This is a genomic window from Pseudomonas sp. HLG18 (assembly GCF_051903985.1).
Classification (GTDB): Bacteria; Pseudomonadota; Gammaproteobacteria; order Pseudomonadales; family Pseudomonadaceae; genus Aquipseudomonas; species Aquipseudomonas fluorescens_BT.
The window spans coordinates 981120-1006346 of the sequence record NZ_CP195831.1 but is presented as its reverse complement, the minus strand read 5'-3'; the positions used below and the strand labels follow the sequence as shown (position 1 = coordinate 1006346).

Below are 25227 nucleotides of genomic sequence, written 5' to 3'. Positions count from 1 at the left end.
TTTTTGAAAAATTTCAAAATTTTTTGTCGGCATTACAATCACTTACCGCCCTCCCCCCGTAAATTCGGGGAAAACGCCGAAGGACGGGATCAAAAGATCCTGGCCTTCGGCGCGTCCTGCAGAGTCAAACGCAATCAGGCGATAGCGCCCAACAGCTTTTCCCACTCTTTGTTTTCTTTCTTCGACACGCCGCCCAGCAGGTCAATCGCCTGGCGCAGACGGAAACGGGTCAGGTCCGGCCCGAGGATTTCCATCGCATCGAGCACCGACACCGAACTCGCCTGCCCTGTGATCGCGGCAAACATCAGCGGCATCGCATCACGCAGCTTGAGCTCAAGGGATTCGACCACCGCCTGAATCGTTGCGGTGATGCTGTCCTTCTCCCACTGACGCAGGCTTTCCAGCTTCCACAGGATCAGTTGCATCAGTTGACGAACCTGATCGCCCGAAAGTTTTTTCGACTCGAACAGCTTGGCATCCGGATTCACGCCACCGGCAAAGAAGAACCCGGCCAGCGGTGCAACCTGGCTGAAGGTTTCGACGCGGCCCTGAACATGCGGCGCGATCTTCATCATGTATTCGGAGTTGAACGCCCACTTCTGCACACGAGCGGCAAACTCTTCCACCGGCAGATCACGCAGCCACTGGCCGTTGAGCCACGACAGTTTCTCGATATCGAAGATCGGCCCGCCCAGCGACACACGCTTGAGGTCGAAATTGTCGACCATTTCCTGCAGCGAGAACTTCTCGCGCTCGTCCGGCATCGACCAGCCCATGCGTCCCAGGTAGTTGAGCATCGCTTCAGGCATGAAGCCCATGCGCTCGTAGAACGTCACCGAGGTCGGGTTCTTGCGCTTGGACAGCTTGCTCTTGTCCGGGTTACGCAGCAGCGGCATGTAGCACAGCTCCGGTTGTTCCCAGCCGAAGTATTCGTAGAGCAGGATCAGTTTCGGCGCCGACGGCAGCCATTCTTCACCACGCAGGACGTGGGTGATGCCCATCAGGTGGTCGTCGACCACGTTGGCCAGGAAGTACGTCGGCAAGCCGTCGGTTTTCATCAGTACTTGCATGTCCATGCGATCCCACGGGATCTCGACGTCGCCGCGCAGCATGTCCGGCACCACGCAAACGCCTTCGGTCGGCACCTTCATGCGGATCACATGGGGTTCGCCGGCAGCCAGGCGGCGCGCGACCTCTTCCTTGGACAGCAACAGTGCCCGACCGTCGTAACGCGGGGTTTCGCCGCGAGCCATTTGCTCGGCACGCATCTGATCCAGCTCTTCGGCGGTGCAGAAGCACGGGAAGGCGTGGCCCATGTCGACCAGTTGCTGGCAGTACTTCTGGTAGATGTCACCGCGCTCGCTTTGACGGTACGGGCCGTGCGGGCCGCCGACGTCCGGACCTTCGCTCCAGTCGATACCCAACCAGCGCAGGGCGTCGAAGATCTGCTGTTCGGACTCGCGGGTCGAACGCAACTGATCGGTGTCTTCGATCCGCAGGATGAACTCACCGCCGTGCTGCTTGGCAAAGCAGTAGTTGAACAGTGCGATGTAAGCGGTACCTACGTGAGGATCCCCGGTAGGCGATGGCGCGATGCGAGTGCGGACGGTGGTCATGGCATGTCTCGAAAAGAATGAAAAGCAAAGAACAATCAAGCGGCGAATGGTAACAGGCGACACCCGCCCCGCTCCAGCAGGCAGGGCATTTAAGCCAATTTTGCGTCTGCAACGCCCGTAGGCCGTGATGAATGGCCAAATATCAACAGACGGCATTTACCGCTCATCGGCTGTATGCCAGATTCGCCCGCTGATAACTTTTCTTACAATTCCTCGACTACAGTTTGCCCATGCCTGCCCAACTCAAGCGTCGCCTGTTCATTTTCCTGCTGCTCGTCCTGCTGATTGCCGGGGGCTTTTTCGCTCATTGGTTTTTCAAGGGACGCTTTTATGAAAGCACCGACAACGCCTATGTCCAGGGTGAAATCACCCGCGTGTCGAGTCAGTTGAGCGCACGCATCGACGAAGTCCTGGTGCAGGACAACCAGCACGTGGAAAAAGGCCAGTTGCTGGTCCGTCTCGAAGGTGAGGACTTCCGCCTCGCCGTCGATCGCGCCAACGCCGCCCTCGCCACCCGTGAAGCCGAGCGCCTGCAAGCCCAGAGCAAACTGACCCAACAGGCCAGCCTGATCGCCGCCAGCGAAGCGCAAGTGGCAACCACGCAAGCGACACTGGGCCGCTCGCAGATCGATCTGTCCCGCGCAGAAGCACTGCGCAAACCCGGTTTCGTTTCCGAGGAACGGGTCACCACCCTCTCCGCCGACGCCCACATCGCCCGCTCGCAAGTGGCCAAGGCCCAGGCCGATGCGCAGAGCCAGCGCCAGCAGGTCAGCGCACTGAGCGCCGAAATCAAACGCCTCGATGCGCAGATCGCCAACGCCCGCGCCGACCTCGCCCAGGCCGAGCTGAACCTGACCCGCAGCGAAATCCACGCACCGATCAGCGGCCTGGTCGGCCAGCGCGCCGCACGCAATGGGCAGATTGTTCAGGCCGGCGCGTATCTGCTGTCGATCGTTCCGGACGAAGACATCTGGGTGCAGGCCAACTTCAAGGAAACCCAGATCGGCCACATGCAACCGGGGCAGAAGGCCGAGCTGATCTTCGATGCCTACGGCGATACGCCGATCGAAGCACGGGTCGACAGTCTGTTCGCAGCTTCCGGTGCGCAGTTCAGCCTGTTGCCGCCGGACAACGCCACCGGCAACTTCACCAAGGTCGTGCAGCGGATTCCGGTCAAGCTGACCTTCAAGGCCGATAACCCGCTGCACGGCAAAATCCGTCCGGGCATGTCGGTCACCGCCACCGTGAATATCAAAGACGCCCCGGACAATGGCCGGTGATCAACTGATCCGCCCGGTCGGCGAACCGACCCGGCGGGACTGGATCGCGGTCATGAGCGTCATGCTCGGCGCGTTCATGGCGGTGCTCGATATCCAGATCACCAACTCGTCGCTCAAGGACATTCAGGGCGCACTGTCGGCGACGCTGGAAGAAGGCTCGTGGATTTCCACCTCCTATCTGGTGGCGGAAATCATCATGATCCCGCTGACCGCGTGGCTGGTGCAGTTGCTTTCGGCGCGGCGGCTGGCGGTGTGGGTATCGCTGGGTTTTCTGATTTCGTCATTGCTGTGCTCGATGGCCTGGAGCCTCGACAGCATGATCGTGTTCCGCGCCATGCAGGGCTTCACCGGTGGCGCGCTGATTCCGCTGGCCTTCACCCTGACCCTGATCAAACTCCCCGAACACCACCGCGCAAAAGGCATGGCGATGTTCGCCATGACCGCTACCTTCGCCCCGTCCATCGGCCCGACCCTCGGCGGCTGGCTCACGGAGAACTGGGGCTGGGAATACATCTTCTACATCAACATTCCGCCGGGGCTGATCATGATCGCCGGGCTGATGTACGGCCTGGAGAAGAAAGAAGCGCACTGGGAACTGCTCAAAAGCACCGATTACACCGGCATTCTCACGCTGGGCATCGGCCTCGGTTGTTTGCAGGTCTTTCTTGAAGAAGGCCATCGCAAGGACTGGCTGGAATCGAGCCTGATCGTGACGCTGGGCAGCATCGCCCTGCTGAGTCTGATCACCTTCGTGATCGTGCAGATTTCCAAGCCCAATCCGCTGATCAACCTCGGCATCCTGCGCAATCGCAACTTCGGGCTGTCGAGTATTTCCAGCCTGGGCATGGGCGTCGGGCTGTACGGTTCGATCTATCTGCTGCCGCTGTATCTGGCGCAGATCCAGAATTACAACGCCTTGCAGATCGGCGAAGTGATCATGTGGATGGGCGTGCCGCAGCTGTTTCTGATTCCGCTGGTTCCGAAACTGATGAAATTCGTGTCGCCGAAATGGCTGTGCACCTTGGGGTTCGGTCTGTTTGGTCTGGCGAGCTTCTCATCCGGCGTGCTTAACCCGGACTTTGCCGGGCCGCAGTTCAATCAGATCCAGATCATCCGTGCCCTCGGCCAGCCGCTGATCATGGTCACCATTTCATTGATCGCCACGGCCTATATCCTGCCGCAGGACGCGGGCTCGGCGTCGAGCCTGTTCAACATCCTGCGCAACCTCGGTGGCGCCATCGGCATCGCCCTGCTCGCCACCCTGCTGGATGCGCGCACCAAAACCTACTTCGATTACTTGCGCGAAGCCGTGGTGCCGACCAATCCCCAGGTGGCCGAACGCCTGGCGTCGATGACCGATCGCTTTGGCAGTGACACGGCGGCTTTGGGCAAGTTGAGCGAGATCGTGCATCAGCAGGCGCTGATCATGGCCTACAACGATGCGTTTCATTTTGTCGGGATTGCGCTGGGGATCAGCATGCTGGCGATCTTGCTGACCAAGAAACTGCCCGCCGGCCTGAAGGCCGGCGAGGCACATTGAGACCGAGCGGCCCCAATCGCGAGCAGGCTCGCTCCCACAGGGGATTTGTGAACGACACAGATCCAATGTGAGAGCGAGCCTGCTCGCGATGAGGCACTGTCAGACGATGAAGATCAGACGGCCAACAGACGCTCGCGCATTTTGGCAATCTCGTCGCGCATCTGCGCCGCCGCTTCGAACTCCAGGTCGCGGGCCAACTGGTACATCTTCTCTTCCAGTTGACGGATGCGCTTGGTGATCTCGCTCGGCGAACGCAGTTCGGCTTCGTACTTGGCGTTCTCCTCGGCGGCCTTGGCCATGCCTTTGCGCTTCTTGCTGCGCGAACCGGGTACGGTGGCGCCTTCCATGATGTCGGCGACGTCCTTGAACACGCCCTTCGGTGTGATGCCGTTGGCCAGGTTGAAGGCGATCTGTTTGTCACGACGGCGTTCGGTTTCGCCGATGGCGCGTTCCATCGAACCGGTAATGCGATCCGCGTAGAGAATCGCCCGGCCATTGAGGTTACGTGCCGCACGGCCGATGGTCTGGATCAATGAGCGTTCGGAACGCAGAAAGCCTTCCTTGTCCGCATCGAGAATCGCCACCAGCGACACTTCCGGCATGTCCAGGCCTTCACGCAGCAGGTTGATCCCCACCAGCACATCAAAGGTGCCGAGGCGCAGGTCGCGGATGATTTCCACGCGTTCGACGGTGTCGATGTCCGAGTGCAGATAACGCACACGCACGCCGTGATCGGCCAGGTAATCGGTCAGGTCTTCGGCCATGCGCTTGGTCAGCGTGGTGACCAGCACCCGCTCCTCCACCGCCACACGCTTGGTGATTTCCGAAAGCAAATCGTCGACCTGAGTCAGCGCCGGGCGCACTTCGACTTGCGGGTCGACCAGCCCCGTCGGGCGCACAACCTGTTCGATCACCCGCCCGGCGTGCTCGGCTTCGTAGTTGCCGGGCGTGGCCGAGACGAAAATCGTCTGCGGGCTCACCCCTTCCCACTCGTCGAAACGCATCGGCCGGTTGTCCAGCGCCGATGGCAGACGGAAACCGTATTCCACCAGCGTCTCTTTACGCGAACGGTCGCCCTTATACATCGCGCCGACCTGCGGCACGCTGACGTGGGATTCGTCGATCACCAGCAAGGCGTCGGCCGGCAGGTAGTCATAGAGTGTTGGCGGTGCAGCGCCGGCCGGACGGCCCGACAGGTAGCGCGAGTAGTTTTCGATGCCGTTGCAGTAGCCCAGCTCGAGGATCATCTCCAGATCGAACCGGGTGCGTTGCTCCAGACGCTGAGCCTCGACCAGCTTGTTGTTGCTGCGCAGGTATTCTAGGCGCTCCTGCAACTCGACCTTGATCCCCTCGATGGCGTCGAGCAGGGTTTCCCGGGGCGTCACGTAGTGGCTTTTCGGGTAGAAGGTGAAGCGCGGCAGCTTGCGGATGACCTCGCCGGTCAGCGGGTCGAACGCGGAAATGCTCTCCACTTCGTCATCGAACAGCTCGATGCGGATCGCTTCGAGGTCGGATTCCGCCGGGTAGATGTCGATCACATCACCCCGCACCCGGAAGGTCGCCCGGGCGAAATCCATGTCATTGCGGGTGTATTGCAGGTCGGCCAGACGCCGCACCAGCGCACGCTGATCGAGTTTGTCGCCGCGGTCGACGTGCAACACCATTTTCAGATAGGTTTCCGGGCTGCCCAGACCGTAGATGCACGACACCGTGGTGACGATGATTGCGTCCTTGCGCTCCAGCAATGCCTTGGTCGCCGACAGACGCATCTGCTCGATGTGGTCGTTGATCGACGCATCCTTCTCGATGAAGGTGTCGGACGACGGCACATAGGCTTCGGGCTGGTAGTAGTCGTAGTAGGAAACGAAGTATTCGACGGCGTTATTCGGAAAGAACGACTTGAACTCGCCATACAACTGCGCGGCCAGGGTCTTGTTCGGCGCCAGCACCAGGGTCGGGCGCTGCACCTGGGCGATCACGTTGGCGATGCTGAAGGTCTTGCCCGACCCGGTCACACCGAGCAGGGTCTGGTGCGCCAGTCCGGCTTCGATGCCCTCGACCATCTGGCGAATGGCTTCAGGCTGATCGCCGGCTGGGTCGAATCGGGTGACGAGCTGGAATTCAGACATAAACACCTCTGGAATCGCGACGCTGGCGACCAATCGCAGCACCACGAGAAAGACCGCTAACGACCGATGTCGCGCAAGGAAAAACGAAGATTGTGCTGAATGTGGAGCCGATTGCCTCACCTTTCAAGGCAAACGTCCTACACCCGGTAAAGTCTCCGACAAGCCCATTCGACTAACGGTCGAGAAATAATCGGAAAAACTTACCTTAAAAGCCGAATCGCCTGTCGCCATTGATCGATGATGGCCTCTATACTAGCTCCCCGTTTGTGCACCGCTCTAGTGCATTCGGCTGGAGCGCCACACGTCCCTCCACTCTCCAATAGAGCTGCCGTAAAAATGAGCCTGTTCTCCGCTGTCGAAATGGCACCCCGCGATCCAATCCTGGGCCTCAACGAAGCATTCAACGCCGATACCCGGACCAATAAGGTCAACCTTGGGGTGGGTGTGTACTGCAACGAAGAGGGGCGAATTCCACTCCTGCGCGCCGTCATTGAAGCCGAAACCATTCGCGCCGCTCAGCACGCCTCGCGCGGCTACCTGCCGATCGACGGCATTGCGGCCTACGACCAGGCCGTGCAAAAGCTGCTGTTCGGCAATGATTCGCCGTTGCTGGCTGCTGGCCGCGTTGTCACCACTCAGGCCGTCGGCGGGACCGGCGCACTGAAAATCGGTGCCGACTTCCTCAAGCAACTGCTGCCCAATGCCGTTGTGGCGATCAGCGACCCTAGCTGGGAAAACCACCGCGCCCTGTTCGAAACCGCCGGTTTCCCGGTGCAGAACTACCGCTACTACGACGCCGCCACCCACGACGTGAACCGTGCCGGCCTGCTGGAGGACCTCAACGCCCTGCCGAACGGCTCGATCGTCGTGCTGCACGCCTGCTGCCACAACCCGACCGGCGTCGACCTGAGCCCGGCGGACTGGAACAACGTGCTGGAAGCGATCAAGGCCAAAGGTCACGTACCGTTCCTCGACATGGCCTATCAGGGTTTCGGTGACGGTATCGCCGAAGACGCCGCTGCCGTGCGTCTGTTCGCCGAGTCGGGCCTGACCTTCTTCGTGTCGAGCTCGTTCTCCAAGTCGTTCTCGCTGTACGGCGAGCGCGTCGGTGCTCTGTCGATCGTCAGCGAATCGAAAGAAGAAAGCGCCCGCGTACTGTCGCAGGTCAAACGCGTGATCCGCACCAACTACTCCAACCCGCCGACTCACGGTGCAAGCGTTGTTGCCGCTGTATTGAACAGCCCGGAACTGCGTGCCCAGTGGGAAGCCGAACTGGCCGAAATGCGCCTGCGCATTCGCGGCATGCGCGAGCAGATGGTTGCTCTGCTGGCGAAAAAAGCCCCGCAGCGCGACTTCAGCTTCGTCGGTCGTCAGCGTGGCATGTTCTCCTACTCCGGCCTGACCACCGAGCAGGTTCATCGCCTGCGCAACGAGTTCGGCATCTACGCCCTGGACACCGGCCGCATCTGCGTGGCCGCGCTGAACCAGAGCAACATCGAAGTCGTGACGGACGCTATCGTTCAGGTCATCTGATCTGACGCGGCACTGAAAACGGGAAGCTTTCGGGCTTCCCGTTTTTATTTGTCTGAAGAAAAGCCGCAACACCCTCTAGACTGCACACAGACGATATTTCAGAGAGACGACATGAAAAACGATGACCTGCGCGCCGACCGTGATGATCTGGATGACTTCATCCCCCGCGTCCCGGCCAAGCGCGGCAACAACCTGGTGCTGCAAGTCGCGGCCGGGGTGTTTCTCGGTGGGCTGGCGCTGTGGCTGGTACAACTGGGCGCAACGATGCTGTACGCCAAACTGATGCTCGGCACCTTCACGTTCGGCGGTTAAGCCAGTTCCGTTGCACGCTGGGTCGCCGCATCGTCATAAACGACGTAAAGCGATTCAGCGACCTGGCTCTTGATAGCCTTGGTGCTTTCCAGGCCGAGAACAAAACCTTCGGCCTTGCCGCCTGCGCGATTCAGCTCTTCAGCCGTAGCGGCCTGAACGATCGCGTCGAAAAGCTTTTCCGCGTGAAGGCCAACGCCTTTGGGCAGGCTGATTTGTGCGGTGCTCATGCGAACACCTCGACAGGACAATGGGTGAGGATGGGACTATTCATGGCGCATACCTTTTCGGCGAATGGCCGGCAGCGCGTGTGACCACTTCCGGGCGGCCATGGTAGACCTCTGCTACGGTTCTGGTAACCGCCAATCGCCGATAAACCGCCGCCCGTCCTGACCTTTCCAACAAATTTACATCTCGCGCTTGACTAGTCTTTTTAAATCAGTAACATACGCACCAATTCCGCAATAGCTCAGTTGGTAGAGCAAGTGACTGTTAATCACTGGGTCCCTGGTTCGAGTCCAGGTTGTGGAGCCAAATACAGAGCCCCTGAATCGAAAGATTCAGGGGCTTTTTTGTGGGCGCTGAAAAAGCGGCGCCATAGAAAAAGGGCCGATCAGTTTCGCAACTGATCGGCCCTTTTCATTCAACTACAACGGTCAGACGTGCTCGCTGCTCTTGGCATGTACCTTCGGCGCGCCGTGACCGTGATCCGCATCCGGATCGATCACCGGCACTTCATTGCCGTCGCAGTCATGCAGTTTGCCGTCGCTGAAGTAGTCGCCTTCACGCAACGCTGCCAGATCGCGATAACGCAGGGTCCGCTCTTCTGCCGCCGCAAACACCGACTGCTGATCCGAGTTACCCGCCGTAAAGTGGTTGAACGCCAGGTTCAGCAGGATCGCCATGATCGCCGAAGAGCTGATGCCCGAATGGAAAATGGTCGCGAACCAGCTCGGGAAGTGATCGTAGAAGTTCGGCGCGGCAATCGGGATCATGCCGAAGCCGATCGAAGTGGCGACGATGATCAGGTTGACGTTGTTGCGGTAATCGACCTTGGACAGCGTGCGGATGCCGCTCGCCGCCACGGTGCCGAACAGCACGATACCGGCGCCGCCGAGTACCGAGGTCGGCACGGCTGCGATGACCCGGCCCATGAACGGCAGCAGGCCGAGGATCACCAGGAAGATACCGCCGGTCGCCACCACATAGCGGCTCTTGATCCCGGTCACCGCCACCAGCCCGACGTTCTGGGCGAAGGCGCTTTGGGTGAACGAGCCGAAGATCGGCGCAAACATGCTCGACAGCATGTCCGCCCGCAGGCCGTTGCCCAAGCGTTTGGAGTCGACCTTGGTGCCGATGATTTCACCGACGGCCAGAATGTCCGCCGAGGTTTCCACCAGGGTCACCATGACCACGATGCACATCGACAGGATCGCGGCGAAGTGGAAGGTCGGCATGCCGAAATGGAACGGCGTCGGGAAGCCGAACATCGGCCCCTGGGTGACGCTGGAGAAGTCCGCCATGCCGAGGAACACCGCCAGCACCGTGCCGATGACCATGGCCAACAGGATCGACAGACGCGAGATGGTCGAGCTGCCGACCTTGCTCAGCAGCAGCACCAGCACCAGCGTGACCGCCGCCAGACCGATGTTCTGCATGCTGCCGAAATCAGGCGCATGACTGTTGCCACCCATGGCCCAGCGTGCGGCCACCGGCATCAGCGTCAGGCCGATAGTGGTGATCACGATGCCGGTGACCAGCGGCGGGAAGAACTTGGTGATTCGCGAGAACACCGGCGTGATCAGCAAACCGATCAACGACGCGGCAATCACCGCCCCGAGTACTGACTGAAAGCCGCCCTCCCCGCCACTGCTGACAATTGCCACCATCGTGGCAACACCGGAGAACGACACGCCCTGCACCAGCGGCAACTGACAGCCGAAAAACGGTAGACCCAGGGTTTGCAGCAACGTGGCCAGCCCCCCCGCAAACAATGAAGCAGCAATCAACAGACCAATGTCCGCCGGCGACAACCCGGCAGCCTGACCGATGATCAGTGGCACCGCGACGATACCGCCATACATGGTCAGAACGTGTTGCAGGCCGTAAGCCATATTCGCGCCGACCCCGAGATTCTCGTCCTCGGGCCGTTGGTGTGAAACATGGGGCGTTTTCATGATGGGGGGAGTTCCCTGGTTTTTGTTATGCACACACTGTATTCAAGAGTCGGGACAAATGTCCATAGACTTGTATACAACTTGTCAGTCACATAATGGTTAGCCAGCCACTCAACCTTCTATCCCGCTGCTTTCATCCCCCACAAATCCGGCAACACATCCCCAATCGAGTCCACGTTTTATCCGCCTAGGCTGAAGTGTTCATGGCGACCGACGGCGCGGTCGCACCCTTTTTTATACATATAAAGTATGCATAATGAAGTCATTCAAGATTCAGTTCGACAAAAGCAAGAATGCTGCCAACAAACTCAAGCACAGAGGGATCAGCCTCGCCGAGGCCGAACCGGTCTTCTACGACGACCGAGCACTGACCATTGAAGACAACGACCATGACGAGCAACGCTGGATCACACTCGGCAACGACGGCAAAGGACGTCTGTTGGTTGTTGAGTACAGTTACCGCGAACCGAATTTCGTTCGAATCATTTCCGCACGTGTCGCTACACCGAGCGAACGTCGCGAATATTTTCTGGAGGCTGACCGATGAAAGACGAGTACGACTTCTCTCAGGGCAAACGCGGCGCATTGGCGCCCAACAAGGGCAAGACCCGCATCACCATCATGCTCGATGACGCGGTCATCGAAGCCGCGCGCGAGGTCGCTGAAAGCGAGGGCTATGGCTATCAGACGGTAATCAACAACACCCTTCGCCATGCACTGCTCGACAGCCGGGGTACAGCCGATGAAGTCGAGCATGCCGGCGGGCAATTCAAGAAAGGCATCACTGCCACCGACCTCAAGAGCCTTGAGAAAAAACTGTCAGCGGCCGTGAATGAAATCCGGCGGGTACTGGAACCGGACGTCAAACCGTAGCGTTCAAACTGGCTGAATCAAGCGCGCCAGCGCCTCCCGCGCACCAGGCTGGTGCGGCAAGCGCAAGCCGAATTCCCGTTCCAGCAATTCGATCAGCTCATCGACATCCGTCACCTCACGCCGCTCGCTCTCCATACCGATGCGATGGATGGCAAAACTGCCGTTGTTCAACGTGCGCCGCCAGCCGTCGCCGGTACGCGCGACCATCAGACGTTGGGCAAATGGCGAGTCCGGATGAGTCGAGACGTACCAGTTGCCGAGGGTGTAATCGATGTCTTCCTGGCGTTGCAGGTCGAACAGGTACATCGGCCGCCATTCGCCGGCGACCCTGGCCCGCAACATGTAGCCATCGGCCTGCACTTCGATGCGATACGGCTCGTGGGGTGTGGACTGCTCGGCTTCGGTATCCAGAATCAGCGGCGCGGTCGGGACCATGCCGCCAAAACCCACGTCGGTGATGTAACGCACGCCGTCGAGGGTCACCAGACTCAAACGGTGAGTCCGTGCCGTCCAACTGCCTTCGGGCTGATTCATGACCACACGGCCACTGATGCCCCGCGCCTCGAACCCCAGTTCCAGCAACAAGGCCAGAAACAGATTGTTGAGTTCGTAGCAGTAACCGCCACGGGCATCGTTCAAGACCTTGCGCTGGATCGACACCAGATCGATCAGCACGGGCTCGCCCGAGAGGGTCGACAGATTCTCGAAAGGAAAGGCGCCGGTATGACGCAACTGCAACAGTCGCAGGGTTTCAAGGGTCGGTGCCGGGGGCGTGTCGAACCCCAGCCGTTGCAGATACTGTTTCAGATTCGCCAGGCGTGGCTCGCTCATTGCTCAGTCCTTATGCATGAAGACGCGGATCGCTGCGCCGATGGTCGCCATGTATACGGGATCCGGGCATCGAATCGACAATTGAATTAACCAATCACCGGCTAGCGTCTTTTACGCGAATCGATACGAATCCATGTCGGCGCGTGGTCGCTGGCATGCGGTTCGTTACGTACCCAGGCATCCACACCGGCCTCGTGCAGATAAGGGCTCAACGCCGGATTGAGCAGCAAATGGTCGATCCGCAGCCCGGAATTCTTCTGCCAGTGCTGACGGAAATAATCCCAGAACGTGTACAGCCGATCTTCGGGATACAGGTGCCGCAACGAATCCGTCCAGCCCTGATCCAGCAGGCGCTGATAGCACTCGCGGCTCTCCGGTTGCAACAACGCATCCTTGAGCCACGAACGGGTGTTGTAGATATCCAGATCAGTGGGCACTACGTTGTAATCGCCGGCCAGCACCACCGGGTGATCGCTGCTTTGCAAAGCCTGGGCGTAAGTGATCAGACGCTCGAACCAGGCCAGTTTGTAGTCGAACTTCGGCCCCGGTTGCGGATTGCCGTTGGGCAGGTACAGACAACCCACCAACACCCCGTGCACCGCCGCTTCGAGGTACCGGCTGTGTTTATCGTCAGGATCACCCGGCAGACCGCGACGACTCTCCAGCGGTTGCGCATCGCGGGCAAGAATCGCCACGCCGTTCCATGAGGCCTGGCCATGCCAGATGGCGCCATAACCAGCGGCCTCCAGATCCATGGCTGGAAACGCGCCGTCCACCATTTTGAGCTCCTGCAAACAGACGATGTCCGGCTGCTCGCGCCTGAGCCACTCCAGAAGATTCGGCAGACGGGCACGCAGGCCGTTGACGTTGAACGTGGCAATCCGCATTTTTTTCATCGTCCGTGTTCCTGCCATTGACCGATAAAAACTGTGACATCAGGTCCCCGCGACGCGCAGGTACGCCAGAACCTCGAACAGAAACTCGCCGGATACGAACGCCGCTGAACCGTCTCAGGCGCGATGGCGCAGCCACTGCAGGAAGCCTCTTTTCGGTGCGGCTACCGGCGTTTCCTGAGTCAGCGCCTGCGCCTTGAGCAGGCGGAAATCAAGCAGCGCCTTCATTGCATCGTTGATGTCGTGACGGGCATCCAGGCAAGGCTTGAGATACGACTTCTCGATGCGATACAGGGCGCAGAACGTCTTGGCGGAAAAGTCGGCCGGCAACGAAGTATCGGAAAGAATCCCGGCTTCGCCGATCACTTCCCCCGGCCCCATGCGCCCTGATTCGAACGGAACGCCGTGCCGGTTCAAAGTCACCGAGACCACACCGGACTCGATGATGAACAGATGGTCACTGACCTCGCCGCCCTCCAGTATGATCTCGCCGGCACGGAATGTTTGCAGGGCCATGTTCTGGCTGAAGGTCTCTTTTTCTTCCTGACGCAGGGTCGAGAAGATCGGCGAGCTGTCGAGCAGCGCCCGTGCCCGCGAGAGATGGGCCGGGGCGGCAGGTTCATCACTCGACAACAGATTGACCCCGGACGCCTGCAAATGTCGGTAAGCCAGATCGAACAACTGATTGCGCACCGCACGCTTCTCGCTCATCGAAGCCACGAAGCCGCTGATTTCGTACTCCGCGCCGGCACTGCTCGAGCTCTTCAACGCTACGCTTGGCGCCGGGTTGTCCAGCAACGGGCGACAGCCCTGCATCGCCCGCTCCAGTGCATCGATCACCGAATTCGGCCGAGCATGGGGACTGACCTGCACGCTGACCGCAACACCGAACATGTTGCTCGGACGGCTGAAGTTGATGATCTTGGCCTTGGCCGCCAACGAGTTGGGAATCACCGCCATGCTTCCCTGGGAGGTTTGCAGGCGTGTGGCGCGCCAGTCGATGTCAGTCACCCGCCCTTCCGTGCCGTCGATGGAGATCCAGTCATCGAGTTGGTAGGGCTTGGTGGTGTTCAGGACGATGCCGGAAAACACGTCACTCAATGTGCTCTGCAACGCCAGACCGACGATGATCGCCAAGGCCCCGGACGTGGCCAGCACGCCTTTGACCGGCAGATCCAGCACATAGGCCAGCGCGGCAATGATGGCGATCAGGAAAATCACCGCGCCGAGCAGATCCTGCAACAGCCGTCCGGTGTGGCCGACCCGCTGCATCATCACCGCCCCGATCAACACCGTCAGGGTCCGTGCACCAAACAGCCACCAGCCGATCTGCAACCCGGTCGCCGCCAGATGCAACGGCACGTTGTCGGCCCACGGCGCCGGCTCCATCGGATTGAGGCCTTCGTTGAACAGCAGCACGCTGAACAGGCTGAAAATCAGCACCCGCACCAGCAGTTTCCACGCGCTGCCGTGGGAACTGATCAGACGCCACAGACCAAGATCGAGCAGGATCAGGATCAACGCGCAAAACAACGGATGATCGGTGAGCAGAGACAGCATCTAACAACTCCGACAGGGGCCAGTCGCGAGAAGATCGCACAGATTGGGCTTAGTGTAGGAGCAATTGATTTGGCGCGATGAGTGCTATTTGGCAGGCACTGAAAAAACCGTGGGAGCAGAGCGTCTCCCACGGCAACAAGTGAAACCCGGATCAGGCCGGCATGCGACCGAAACGACCCGACTGAAAGTCGACAAAGGCCTGGTGAATTTCCTGCTCGGTGTTCATCACGAACGGACCATGACCGACAATCGGCTCATCGATCGGCTCGCCACTGAGCAGCAACACCACAGCATCCTCGCTGGCTGCCAGAGTCAATTGGTCGCCATCACGCTCGAACAACGCCAACTGTCCTGCTCCCGCCGACTCCTGATCATTGATCCGGACCGAACCACACAGGACCACCAGCGCGGTGTTCCGGCCCTCGTGCAGATCCAGCGTCAGCAACTTGCCGGCATTGAGGCGCAGGTCCCAGACGTCGATGGGTGTGAAGGTCCGGGAAGGCCCCTTGTGACCGTCGAACTCACCCGCGATCAGGCGCAGGTTGCCGGCACCGTCCCGGAGCGCAACGTTCGGGATGTCGCTATCAAGAATCGTCTGGTAACCCGGTTCAGCCATCTTGTCTTTGGCCGGCAGGTTGACCCAAAGCTGCACCATTTCCAGGTTGCCACCCGTTCTGGCGAAATCTGAGGAATGAAACTCCTCGTGCAGGATCCCTGAAGCAGCGGTCATCCACTGCACGTCGCCCGGGCCGATCTTGCCGCCGCTGCCCGTGGAGTCGCGGTGCTCCACTTCACCGTCGTAGACGATGGTCACGGTCTCAAACCCGCGGTGCGGATGCTGACCGACCCCACGTCGTTCGGTGGTCGGGGTGAACTGCGCAGGCCCTGCGTGATCGAGCAGCAGGAACGGGCTGATGTGCTTGCCCAGGTTGTCGTAGGAAAACAGGGTACGCACCGGAAACCCATCGCCGACCCAATGGCCGCGAGGGCTGGTGTAGATACCGATGAGGTTTTTCATGGTGGTCTCCGCAATCAGGTTGTTCATGGACTGATCATAAATTCGCCATGTATTTAGCACTAGTCAGCCAAAACCGTTCTCATCGTTCTACGGGTAGAACAATGGCCTGTCACTGTGATTCGTGACTTTCAGTCAACAGTACTTTGCCCCGACAGCGGTTTTTCTCAAGGAAGCAGCAGCGGATACTCCCGCCCATTCCCACTGCAACCCTGGAGTCCTGCATGTCTGTTCCCGCTTTCGGTCTTGGTACGTTTCGCCTGCAAGGTCAGGTGGTCATCGATTCGGTGAGCACCGCCCTTGAGCTCGGCTACCGGGTCATCGACACCGCGCAAATCTATGAGAACGAAGCCGAGGTCGGCCAGGCCATTGCCGCCAGCGGTATTGCCCGCGACGAACTCTTCATCACCAGCAAGATCTGGATCGCCAACTTCACCAAAGACCGTCTGATCGAGAGCCTCAAGGAGAGCCTGCAAAAGCTGCAGACCGACTATCTCGACCTGACGCTGATCCACTGGCCGTCGCCGGAAGATCAGGTGCCGGTGGAGGAGTTCATGGGCGCCCTGCTGCAAGCCAAGCGTCTGGGCCTGACCCGGCAGATCGGTGTGTCCAACTTCACCATCGACTTGATGAAACAAGCCATCGCAGCGGTTGGCGCAGACAACATCGCCACCAACCAGATCGAGCTGCACCCGTACCTTCAGAACCGCAAAGTCGTGGAGTTCGCACAGAGTCAGGGCATTCAGATCACCTCGTACATGACCCTGGCCTATGGCGAAGTGCTGAAGGATCCGCTGATCGTACAGATCGCCGAGCGTCTGCAAGCCACCCCGGCGCAGGTCACCCTGGCGTGGGCGATGCAATCGGGTTACGCGGTGATTCCGTCATCGACCAAACGCGCCAACCTGCAAGGCAATCTCGGCGCCACCGCGTTGACCCTGAGCGAGGCCGACATGACGCTGATCGCCACCCTGGATCGCGGTCATCGCCTGACCAGCCCCAAAGGCATCGCGCCGCAGTGGGACTGACCGCTCAGGCCTGAAGTTGCTGCGCGAGGTCGTGCATGGCCACGCGCAGCGATTCGATTGCAACTTCCAGTGCAGCCTCGGGCTCACCTTCCCGACAGGCCTGTTCCAGTACCCGGCACGCCGAGACCACACGCTCGGCACCGATCATGTGCGCGCCACCCGTGACGTGATGAGCCAGATCCTTCAGACCCGCACGATCGCCTTCCCGACCGGCCTCATCCAGGCGTTCCAGGTCGGTGCGCAAACTGCTCAATACTTCCTCACGCAATTGCCCGATGAGCGGGTTGTCTGCACCCGCCAGCCGCAACAGCGAAGTCAGATCGAAACCGGGCGATAGCTGATCCTCCGCTCCTGCGGCCTGTATTTCGCCGGAATCTGCGGCCATCAGCGCCCGGCTCAGTTCCCGCAGCAAAACAGGTTTGAACAAACAATCATCCATTCCGCAAGCCAGACATCGCTGTTTCTCTTCCATCTGCGCATTGGCGGTAAACCCCAGAATCAGACAAGGCGCCCTGCCCGTCGCCGCCTCTTCTTCGCGAATTGTTCGCGCCAGTTCATAACCGTTGAGTCCGGGCATGTTGATGTCGGTGATCAGTGCATCGAACGTTTGGCCGCGCCACAGATCCAGCCCCTGCTCACCACTCCCGATGTCGACAAAGCGATGCCCGAGTTCGCTCAACTGCCGACACAACAGCAAACGATTAACCGGGTGATCGTCCACCACCAGCACGTCCAGCGGCTTTACTGCCGTGACCGACGGCGTCGTGGCGTCCTTCTGAACCAGCGACTCGAGCACGGTCAGCTCCAGGCGCAGCATGACTTGTGTGCCACGTCCGAGTTCGCTGGTCATCCACAGATCGCCGCCCATCATCCGGCACAGGCTGCGGCTGATGACCAGCCCCAGGCCGGAGCCGCTGCGGGCCGTCGCCGGATGGCTGCCAACTTGCACAAACGGGCTGAACAAGCGTTGCTGATCTTCGGCGCTGATGCCCCGGCCGCTGTCTTCGATGACCACTCCCACGTCCACCCGCCCGTCCTGTTCGGTAAAAACCTGGCAGCGCAGACTGACCTTGCCTTGATCGGTAAACTTGATCGCGTTACTCAGCAGGTTCCACAACATCTGCTTGAAACGCAGGGCATCGAGCATCACCTCGACATTGCTGCGTTCATCCAGGTTTACGTGCCATGACAACTGCTTCTCCCGTGCCAGCCCTTCGAAAACCTGGCACACCGACAACACCACGTCACGCAGATTGACGCGTTCGGGAGTCAGCGACAGATGTCCGGATTCGATACGTGCGATGTCGAGAATATCGCCGATCAATGCCAGCAGTTGCTGCCCCGCAGAGGAAGCCACCTGAATCGCCGGACGATCGATCACACCTTCATCGGCATGTTTAAGCGCCAGTTCCAGCATGCCCAGCAAGGCATTCATCGGTGTACGGATTTCGTGACTCATGACTGCCAGAAATGTGCTCTTGGCCCGATTGGCGTCGTCCGCCGCGTCCTTGGCTTCCTGCAGTTGAAGCAGCCATTGCTGGCGCTGGCGAATCTGCCGGCGCTGAAAAGCGATCCAGCCCAACGCCAGCAGCAATAATCCCGAAGCACCGGCGAATCCAAGCAGGATTTCCCGTCGATGGCGCTGCCAGTAACTGTCATCGGCAACGGCATCACGCCCCCAGCGCTCGACCAGAGCGTCGATTTCCTTCGGCGCAATGCTCAACAGGGCCTTGTTCAGAATCGAGTGCAATGCCACCGCATCCGGCGCGGTGGCCAGCGCGATCCGGGCAGGCTGATCCCCCACCGTGCCGACAATCCGGGCTCGACCCCGGTACTGACGGGAAATCAGATAGCGAGCCACCATCAATGAGCTCAGCGTGGCGTCGGCTCGCCCGCTGACAATCGCTTCCATTCCGGCAGCCGGACTTTGTACTTCGACCATTCCGAGCTGCGGTACTCTTTCCCGCAGATAATCGCGCAACGGGTGACCGCGATAGATCGCCAGACGCTTGCCGGCCATGTCGTCCAGCGTTCTCACGTCTTGCGCCGACACGCCGCCGACCAATACGAACGGATTGTTCAGGTAAGCCCGGGAGAAACGCATTTCGAGTTCACGCTCGCTGCTCGGTGTCACCACAGGCAGCAGATCGAGTTTCCCGCTCTTCAATTGTTCGATCTGTCGATCCAGTGACTGCCCCCGTACGATCTCGAACTTCAGACCGCTGCGCAGACTGATCAGACTCAACAACTGCGCCGTAAGCCCCTGAAATTTTCCTTCGCCATCAAAGAACGTCAGTGGGGCGAAATCCTCAATCGCACCGACCCGCACGCTCGGATGCCGGTCGAGCCACGCCTGTTCACTGCTGCTGAGACTTACCCGCGCTTGTCCCGTCATGTCCGCACGCCCGGCACTCCAGCGCAGCTCCATGGCCAGGCGCTGCTCCATGGGAATCGCAAACAAGGCCTTGTCGACCAGACGTTTCAAGTGTGGACTGCTGCGAGTCAGGGCAAAAGCGAAAGGGTTGGCGTCGAGGCCCGAAGGGCCGGCCAGTTGCAGGTCGTTGTGGAAGTTGATGTTGATCAGATAGCTGGCGCTGATGAAATCGCCGAGGTACAGGTCATCCCGCCCGAATGCCACGGCGCCGAGGGCATCGAGAATCGAGCGATAACGCTGCAAGGTGGCTTGCGGGTAAACCTTTTCGATGGTCGAAGCCGGCAGGTAGTCTTCCACCATGGCAATGCGCTTGCCTGCCAGATCATCGGGCAACGGCTCGTCCAGCCGGGTCACCCACATCGGCTGATCTTCGGCGTAGGCACGGGACAGCATCAGGTCGGGATCGGCAATCTCATAGTTGTTCGAGGTCCCCAGCAAGTCCAGTTCCCCGGACTTGAGCGCGGCCATGGCGGCTTCGCGATCGGGGTAGCACCAGACCTCGATCCGGACATTCAGCACCTGTGCGATCGCGTCGGCGTATTCGGCCGTGAGGCCTTCCAGTTCGTGTCTGTTGCGGGTCAGTTCAAAGGGAGGATAGTCCGGCCCGGAGGCGCCGATGCGCAAAACCGGGTGTGCCCGGAGCCACTGCCGATCCTGCTCGTCGAGACGTAACTGCACACCCTCCAGCCGGGTGCGGGAGATGATTTCCAGTTTTTGCGCAGTCCCGGCTGCCTGCACTGCGTTTGCCAAAATGAAGATCAACAGAAGAATGAATCGCAGCGGCCTCATCATGGGGCAGCCTCTCACAGCAGATGGTTGCGTCTGGCAAACTCTCGCAACAACACCAGTGAGCCGATCCCGAGCTTCAGCATCAGGCGAGTCTTGTAAGTACTGATGGTTTTGTAGCTCAGGTTCATCTCCAGGGCGATGTCCTTGTTGGGCTTGCCAAGCGCCAATTGCACGAGAATGTGTAATTCGCGATTGGACAATCGTTCGATCTGCTCTCGCTCGTCACTGTGCACACCACAATCACCTGCGCTGACCTGAGGCAATTCCTGAAAGTAGCTGTAACCCGAACGGACAGCCTTGATCGCACTCTGCAACTGTTGCAACTCGGCAGACTTGGCCACAAAAGCCATCGCACCTGCACGTCGGCAACGCGCCAGGTAGCTGTCGGGGTCGGCCGATGAAAAAATCACGATTTTGCAGACCAGCCCGAGCGCATTGATCCTCTCCAGCACTTCAAGACCGCCCATGCCCTTGAGCTTCAAATCGAGCACGATCAGTTTCGGCGCGTGTGCACGGATCATCGGCACCACTTCGACGCCACTCGAAGCGACATGAATCGATTTATAGCCCAGTGATTCCAGAACCATTCTGACGGCGCCGACGACCACCGGATGGTCGTCGACGATCAATGCTGAATCCATGACCACTCCCGGGCGAATACATGACGATGACGCCACCGATCTTGCATGAACGGGACTACTGGTAGCTGCGCTACGACTGTTACACGGAACGCATGGCGAAACACCTGTCAGACCTGACAGTTGCGCCATCGACCGAATTGTGATCAAGCGTGCAATTGCATGAGGGATTTTGCCGGGCACCTGCACGATGAATGCTCACGTGAAGCATCGACGGATGCCATCAATTGTGAGATGGAACTCATTGAGGGCAGCGCGGCGTTGCAGGTGGTGATCTTTGGTCGAAAGTATCCGGGAACATCCGACGCGTTCACCGCTTCGCCATAGACCAGTGCATGCCGGACCTGCGCCAGATCAAACAGGAATCCGTGCAGATCCGGCATTCCACCTGCCAGTTGAGAGTCAGTCACCAATACATCGAACGGCTCGCAGCCGTAATCGATCAGTGACATCAGTTCGGAGAAGTTCTGCACCGGTGCAATGCGGTAGTAATCGAGGGCATTGAACATCCGCTCGATCTTCATCCGGTGAAAATGCCGGGTGTCGGCGATCAAAATACGCAAGGTTTTGTCGGCCATCGTGGAAGTCTCGTCAGTCGCTTCAAGTGGCGGCAAGACTACCCAAGCATCGAGGCATGCTCTGTAGGACTATTCCGAAAATGACCGTCACTCATCCGGCTGACGGTCACCCATGCCATTGCCCGACGACGGGCGTTCGCTTGGTTATTCCGTGGTACTCGGACTCCAGAACGCCTGCACCACCAGGTTCGAAGTTGAAATCCGCTTCACCAGCGCGTCCAGTTCTTCGCCGTCCACCGAGGTGGTCGCCAGAGTCGCTTCGATCTCGATTTCATCGGCACCGAAGGCATGTACATCGACATCGCTGGCCGGGTAGTTGCTGCGCTCGAGCTCGGCTTCAAGCAAGGCGAACACGGCCGTCTGCTGCGAGCGCCGGGCTATCACGTAGACGATGTTGGTGACTTCCGCCGAGACTACATCCAGCGGCTGGCGGTTGATGTTGTTGACGATCGGCCGCAGCAAGGTATTCGCGGCGAGCACGAACAAGGTGCCGAGCACGGCTTCGGCCAGCAGGTCGGCGCCGGCACAGGCGCCTACCGCTGCCGATGTCCAGAGTGTGGCGGCGGTGTTGAGGCCGCGTACGTTGCCTTCTTCGCGCATGATCACACCGGCGCCAAGGAAACCGATGCCGGACACCACGTAGGCGACCACCCGGACCGCACCTTCCGCCCCGCCGAGCCGGTTGGCCATGTCGACGAAAATCGCCGCGCCGACTGCCACCAGCACGTTGGTGCGCAAACCCGCCGTGCGTTGCCGGTACTGGCGCTCGAAACCGATCAGGCCACCGAGGATGAAGGCTGCGCTGAGGCTGACCAGGGTGTCGAGCAGCGAATCGAGGTTGATGTTGTTGATGGCTTGCATGTTGAACTCCTTGAAACCGCCCCCCTTGCTCCCACAAGGGGGGAATCTTTCCTGTTACTGCCAGCCGAACCGGCGGATGTAGAAGCCTTTCACGGCTTGGGTCAGTGCCATGTACGCCAGCAGGATCACTGGCAGGAACACGAAGTACATCGACGGCAGCGCCTGCAGTTTGAAGTAGTGCGCCAGTGGCCCCATCGGCAGGAAGATGCCCACGGCCATGATGATTGCGGTCATCACCAGCAACGGCATGGCCGCGCGGCTTTGCAGGAACGGAATCTTCGGCGTGCGGATCATGTGCACGATCAGCGTCTGGGTCAGCAGCCCGACCACGAACCAGCCGGACTGGAACAGGGTCTGGTGATCCGGGGTGTTGGCATCGAACACGTACCACATCAAGGCGAACGTTGTGATGTCGAAGATCGAACTGATCGGGCCGAAGAACAGCATGAAGCGCCCGACATCCCCTGGCTGCCAGCGTTGCGGCTGTTTCAGCATCTCGTCATCGACGTTGTCGAACGGGATCGCGATCTGCGAAATGTCATACAGCAGGTTCTGCACCAGCAGGTGCATCGGCAGCATCGGCAGAAACGGAATGAACGCACTGGCCACCAGTACCGAGAACACGTTGCCGAAGTTGGAGCTGGCGGTCATCTTGATGTACTTGAGCATGTTGGCGAAGGTCCGACGCCCTTCCAGTACGCCCTCCTCCAGCACCATCAGGCTCTTTTCCAGCAGGATGATGTCGGCCGCTTCCTTGGCGATGTCCACCGCGCTGTCCACGGAAATACCGATGTCCGCAGTGCGCAAGGCCGGTGCGTCGTTGATGCCGTCGCCCATGAACCCGACCACGTGGCCGTTGCCCTTGAGGATGCGCACGATGCGCTCCTTGTGGGTCGGTGTCAGCTTGGCGAACACGTTGGTGGTTTCCACCGCCACTGCCAGTTGCGCGTCGCTCATGCGCTCGATGTCGTTGCCCATCAACAGGCCTTGCTGGGCAAGACCCACTTCGCGGCAGATCTTGGCGGTCACCAGTTCGTTGTCGCCGGTCAGCACTTTCACGGCCACGCCGTGTTCGGCCAGGGCCTTGAGCGCCGGTGCGGTGCTTTCCTTCGGAGGATCGAGGAATGCCACGTAACCGATCAGCGTCAATTCCTGCTCGTCGCCCAGGCTGTAAGTGTCGCGACCTTCAGGCATCGACCGTGCCGCCACCGCTACCACGCGCAAGCCTTCAGCGTTGAATGCTGCTGTTACCTGACGAATTCTCGCCAGCAATTCATCGCTCAAGGCTTCGTCGACTTCACCGTGACGAACCCGGGTGCACACCGACAACACTTCTTCCACCGCGCCTTTGCAGATCAACTGATGCGGTTGGCCGTGTCCTTCCACCACGACCGACATGCGCCGGCGATTGAAGTCGAACGGGATCTCGTCGACCTTGCGATATGCCGTGCCGACCTTCAGCTCACGGTGGATCTCCACGTGTTCCAGCACCGCCACATCGAGCAGGTTTTTCAGGCCGGTCTGGTAGTAGCTGTTCAGATAGGCCATTTCCAGCACGTCGTCGGAGTCTTCGCCCCAGACGTCGACATTGCGCGCCAGAAAGATCTTGTCCTGGGTCAACGTGCCGGTCTTGTCGGTGCACAGGACGTCCATGGCGCCGAAGTTCTGGATCGCGTCCAGGCGTTTGACGATGACTTTCTTGCGCGACAGGAACACCGCACCTTTGGCCAGGGTCGAGGTGACGATCATCGGCAGCATTTCCGGGGTCAGGCCCACGGCAATCGACAGCGCGAACAGCAGCGCTTCGGTCCAGTCACCCTTGGTGAAACCGTTGATGAACAACACCAGCGGCGCCATGACGAACATGAAGCGGATCAACAGCCAGCTGACTTTGTTCACGCCTTGCTGGAACGAAGTCACCGCGCGATCAGTCGCCCCGACCCGCAGGGCCAGCGCACCGAAGTAGGTGTTGTTGCCGGTGGTGAGAATCACCGCCACCGCCGTGCCGGACACCACGTTGGTGCCCATGAACAGGATGTTGTCGAGTTCCAGCGGGTTGCGCGTATCGCGATCCGCCTGACGGGGGAATTTCTCTACCGGCATCGATTCACCGGTCATCGCCGCCTGGCTGACGAACAGATCCTTGGCGCTCAGCACCCGGCAATCGGCAGGAATCATGTCACCGGCCGAGAGCACGATCAGATCACCCGGCACCAGTTGCTTGATCGGCAGTTCGATACGCGGTTCGTCCCGGCGCATCACCGTGGCGGTGTTGCTCACCATGGCCTTGAGCGCATCGGCGGCTTGGTTGGATTTGCTTTCCTGCCAGAAGCGCAGCAGAGTCGAGAGCACCACCATGGAGAAGATCACGGTGGCGGCTTTCAGGTCATCGGTCAGCCACGAGATCACCGCCAACAAAGTCAGCAGCAGGTTGAACGGATTTTTGTAGCAATGCCACAGGTGGGTCCACCACGGCAGCGGTTGCTCGTGCTCGACTTCGTTGAGGCCGTGCTGCGCCCGCAGCGCATCGACTTCAAAATCCGTGAGGCCGTCGGTGTGCGTGCCGAGGTTCGACAGCAGCACGCCGCTGTCGCAATGGGCGGCGTCCACCAGCGTATTGGCCAGGGTGGGTGGCACCTCACGGCTGACCGTGGTGTCTTTGAGGGTTTCCAGCAACGCCAGGCGACGGAAGTGCCGGGCGATGTGGCGTGTACGCAGGAAGCCTGCGAAAAATTCCTTGAGCGTAAGTTTCATGGCTGTTGCCCCTATGGTCAGCCGGGAAACCGTCAAGCAGGTACGTCCAGCCCTCTTGCACCGAAAAACCGGCACGGCAAGGGTTGGCGCGCCAGTCAAAAAAGACAGGCGTGTCGATAGGGCTGCGATTGCGACGAAAAAGTCGAAACCACGCTCTTTTCAGCGTCGATGAGAAGGACTTCGGGACAGGGTCTCAACTGACCATGATCGGGATGCCGCTGCTCGCTGTTCGGCGAGACAACGGCACAAAGGAATGCGCGTTATCTTGCCGAGAATCTGCCGGTTACAAGGACCGGCCGACAACTGTCACTCGAACAAGTACCCACTGTGGGTCTCCGCTATTGATGAAAACGCGCGAAGCTTACGCCCCGATGTCTGGAGAGTAAACC

At 59.7% G+C, this 25227-nt stretch carries 20 protein-coding genes and 1 tRNA gene; 8 read left to right on the top strand and 13 right to left on the bottom strand.

The features are described from left to right. Positions 1-134: 134 nt before the first annotated feature. Positions 135-1616, bottom strand: a complete 1482-nt coding sequence (gltX, locus tag ACSPX5_RS04595; protein WP_085711989.1) for a glutamate--tRNA ligase — start codon at positions 1614-1616, stop codon at positions 135-137. A gap of 230 nt (positions 1617-1846) precedes the next feature. On the opposite strand from gltX, the gene ACSPX5_RS04590 reads away from it, so the two are divergent. Together ACSPX5_RS04590 and ACSPX5_RS04585 are read left to right on the top strand one after the other, a co-directional pair. Further along, positions 1847-2896, top strand: coding sequence for an HlyD family secretion protein (locus tag ACSPX5_RS04590; RefSeq protein WP_207865019.1), 1050 nt, complete (start codon positions 1847-1849; stop codon positions 2894-2896). Beyond that, positions 2886-4436 carry an MDR family MFS transporter gene (locus tag ACSPX5_RS04585; RefSeq protein ID WP_169429638.1) on the top strand — a complete coding sequence of 517 codons (1551 nt, stop codon included), beginning with the start codon at positions 2886-2888 and terminating at the stop codon, positions 4434-4436. The genes ACSPX5_RS04590 and ACSPX5_RS04585 overlap by 11 nt, the downstream gene beginning before the upstream one ends. Before the next feature lie 113 nt (positions 4437-4549). On the opposite strand, the gene uvrB is transcribed toward ACSPX5_RS04585, so the two are convergent. Further along, positions 4550-6565 (bottom strand): excinuclease ABC subunit UvrB, encoded by a 2016-nt coding sequence (uvrB, locus tag ACSPX5_RS04580; RefSeq protein WP_169429637.1) that lies wholly within the window; start codon positions 6563-6565, stop codon positions 4550-4552. A 336-nt stretch (positions 6566-6901) separates the two neighbouring features. Between uvrB and ACSPX5_RS04575 the strand changes: the two genes are divergently transcribed. Together ACSPX5_RS04575 and ACSPX5_RS04570 are read left to right on the top strand one after the other, a co-directional pair. Next, a complete protein-coding gene (locus ACSPX5_RS04575; RefSeq protein WP_207865023.1) occupies positions 6902-8098 on the top strand; it encodes an amino acid aminotransferase in 1197 nt (398 codons plus the stop codon). 111 nt (positions 8099-8209) lie between these two features. Further along, on the top strand, positions 8210-8410 hold the full coding sequence (locus ACSPX5_RS04570; protein WP_169429635.1) for a hypothetical protein: 201 nt from the start codon (positions 8210-8212) through the stop codon (positions 8408-8410). Here the strand turns inward: ACSPX5_RS04570 and ACSPX5_RS04565 are convergent. After that, positions 8407-8637: a hypothetical protein gene (locus tag ACSPX5_RS04565; RefSeq protein WP_169429634.1), complete on the bottom strand. Its 231-nt coding sequence runs from the start codon at positions 8635-8637 to the stop codon at positions 8407-8409. The two genes, ACSPX5_RS04570 and ACSPX5_RS04565, sit on opposite strands and share 4 nt — an antisense overlap. A 228-nt stretch (positions 8638-8865) precedes the next feature. On the opposite strand from ACSPX5_RS04565, the gene ACSPX5_RS04560 reads away from it, so the two are divergent. Then, positions 8866-8941, top strand: a tRNA-Asn gene (locus ACSPX5_RS04560). 122 nt (positions 8942-9063) lie between these two features. On the opposite strand, the gene ACSPX5_RS04555 is transcribed toward ACSPX5_RS04560, so the two are convergent. After that, the gene (locus ACSPX5_RS04555) at positions 9064-10584 is read right to left on the bottom strand and encodes a nucleobase:cation symporter-2 family protein (protein WP_011333335.1); all 1521 of its coding nucleotides are present in this window, start codon (positions 10582-10584) and stop codon (positions 9064-9066) included. A 256-nt stretch (positions 10585-10840) separates the two neighbouring features. Between ACSPX5_RS04555 and ACSPX5_RS04550 the strand changes: the two genes are divergently transcribed. Further along, the gene (locus ACSPX5_RS04550; RefSeq protein ID WP_439821032.1) at positions 10841-11131 is read left to right on the top strand and encodes a BrnT family toxin; all 291 of its coding nucleotides are present in this window, start codon (positions 10841-10843) and stop codon (positions 11129-11131) included. Beyond that, on the top strand, positions 11128-11457 hold the full coding sequence (locus ACSPX5_RS04545; RefSeq protein ID WP_439821031.1) for a BrnA antitoxin family protein: 330 nt from the start codon (positions 11128-11130) through the stop codon (positions 11455-11457). The genes ACSPX5_RS04550 and ACSPX5_RS04545 overlap by 4 nt, the downstream gene beginning before the upstream one ends. A 3-nt stretch (positions 11458-11460) precedes the next feature. Here ACSPX5_RS04545 and ACSPX5_RS04540 read toward each other — a convergent pair whose 3' ends face one another. The 4 genes from ACSPX5_RS04540 to ACSPX5_RS04525 form a co-directional block, all read right to left on the bottom strand. After that, positions 11461-12288, bottom strand: a complete 828-nt coding sequence (locus ACSPX5_RS04540; protein WP_439821030.1) for an arylamine N-acetyltransferase family protein — start codon at positions 12286-12288, stop codon at positions 11461-11463. A gap of 101 nt (positions 12289-12389) precedes the next feature. Continuing rightward, the gene (gene xth / locus ACSPX5_RS04535; protein ID WP_439821029.1) at positions 12390-13184 is read right to left on the bottom strand and encodes an exodeoxyribonuclease III; all 795 of its coding nucleotides are present in this window, start codon (positions 13182-13184) and stop codon (positions 12390-12392) included. Positions 13185-13298: 114 nt separating this feature from the next. Next, positions 13299-14741, bottom strand: coding sequence for a mechanosensitive ion channel domain-containing protein (locus ACSPX5_RS04530; protein WP_439821028.1), 1443 nt, complete (start codon positions 14739-14741; stop codon positions 13299-13301). A gap of 151 nt (positions 14742-14892) precedes the next feature. Continuing rightward, the gene (locus ACSPX5_RS04525; protein ID WP_439821027.1) at positions 14893-15759 is read right to left on the bottom strand and encodes a pirin family protein; all 867 of its coding nucleotides are present in this window, start codon (positions 15757-15759) and stop codon (positions 14893-14895) included. A 221-nt stretch (positions 15760-15980) separates the two neighbouring features. Here ACSPX5_RS04525 and dkgB point away from each other — a divergent pair, with 221 nt between their 5' ends. Beyond that, positions 15981-16784, top strand: a complete 804-nt coding sequence (gene dkgB, locus ACSPX5_RS04520; protein WP_439821026.1) for a 2,5-didehydrogluconate reductase DkgB — start codon at positions 15981-15983, stop codon at positions 16782-16784. A gap of 4 nt (positions 16785-16788) precedes the next feature. Here the strand turns inward: dkgB and ACSPX5_RS04515 are convergent, their stop codons facing one another. From ACSPX5_RS04515 to mgtA, 5 genes are all read right to left on the bottom strand, one after another. Next, the gene (locus tag ACSPX5_RS04515) at positions 16789-20010 is read right to left on the bottom strand and encodes an ATP-binding protein (RefSeq protein ID WP_439821025.1); all 3222 of its coding nucleotides are present in this window, start codon (positions 20008-20010) and stop codon (positions 16789-16791) included. 11 nt (positions 20011-20021) lie between these two features. After that, the gene (locus ACSPX5_RS04510) at positions 20022-20648 is read right to left on the bottom strand and encodes a response regulator (protein ID WP_439821024.1); all 627 of its coding nucleotides are present in this window, start codon (positions 20646-20648) and stop codon (positions 20022-20024) included. Positions 20649-20791: 143 nt separating this feature from the next. Then, entirely contained in the window at positions 20792-21223 is a 432-nt protein-coding gene (locus ACSPX5_RS04505; RefSeq protein WP_439821023.1) for a chemotaxis protein CheY, read from the bottom strand. Between the two features lie 144 nt (positions 21224-21367). Continuing rightward, on the bottom strand, positions 21368-22084 hold the full coding sequence (locus ACSPX5_RS04500) for an MgtC/SapB family protein (RefSeq protein ID WP_439821022.1): 717 nt from the start codon (positions 22082-22084) through the stop codon (positions 21368-21370). 54 nt (positions 22085-22138) lie between these two features. Beyond that, positions 22139-24838, bottom strand: a complete 2700-nt coding sequence (mgtA, locus tag ACSPX5_RS04495; RefSeq protein ID WP_207865035.1) for a magnesium-translocating P-type ATPase — start codon at positions 24836-24838, stop codon at positions 22139-22141. Between the last annotated feature and the right edge of the window lie 389 nt (positions 24839-25227).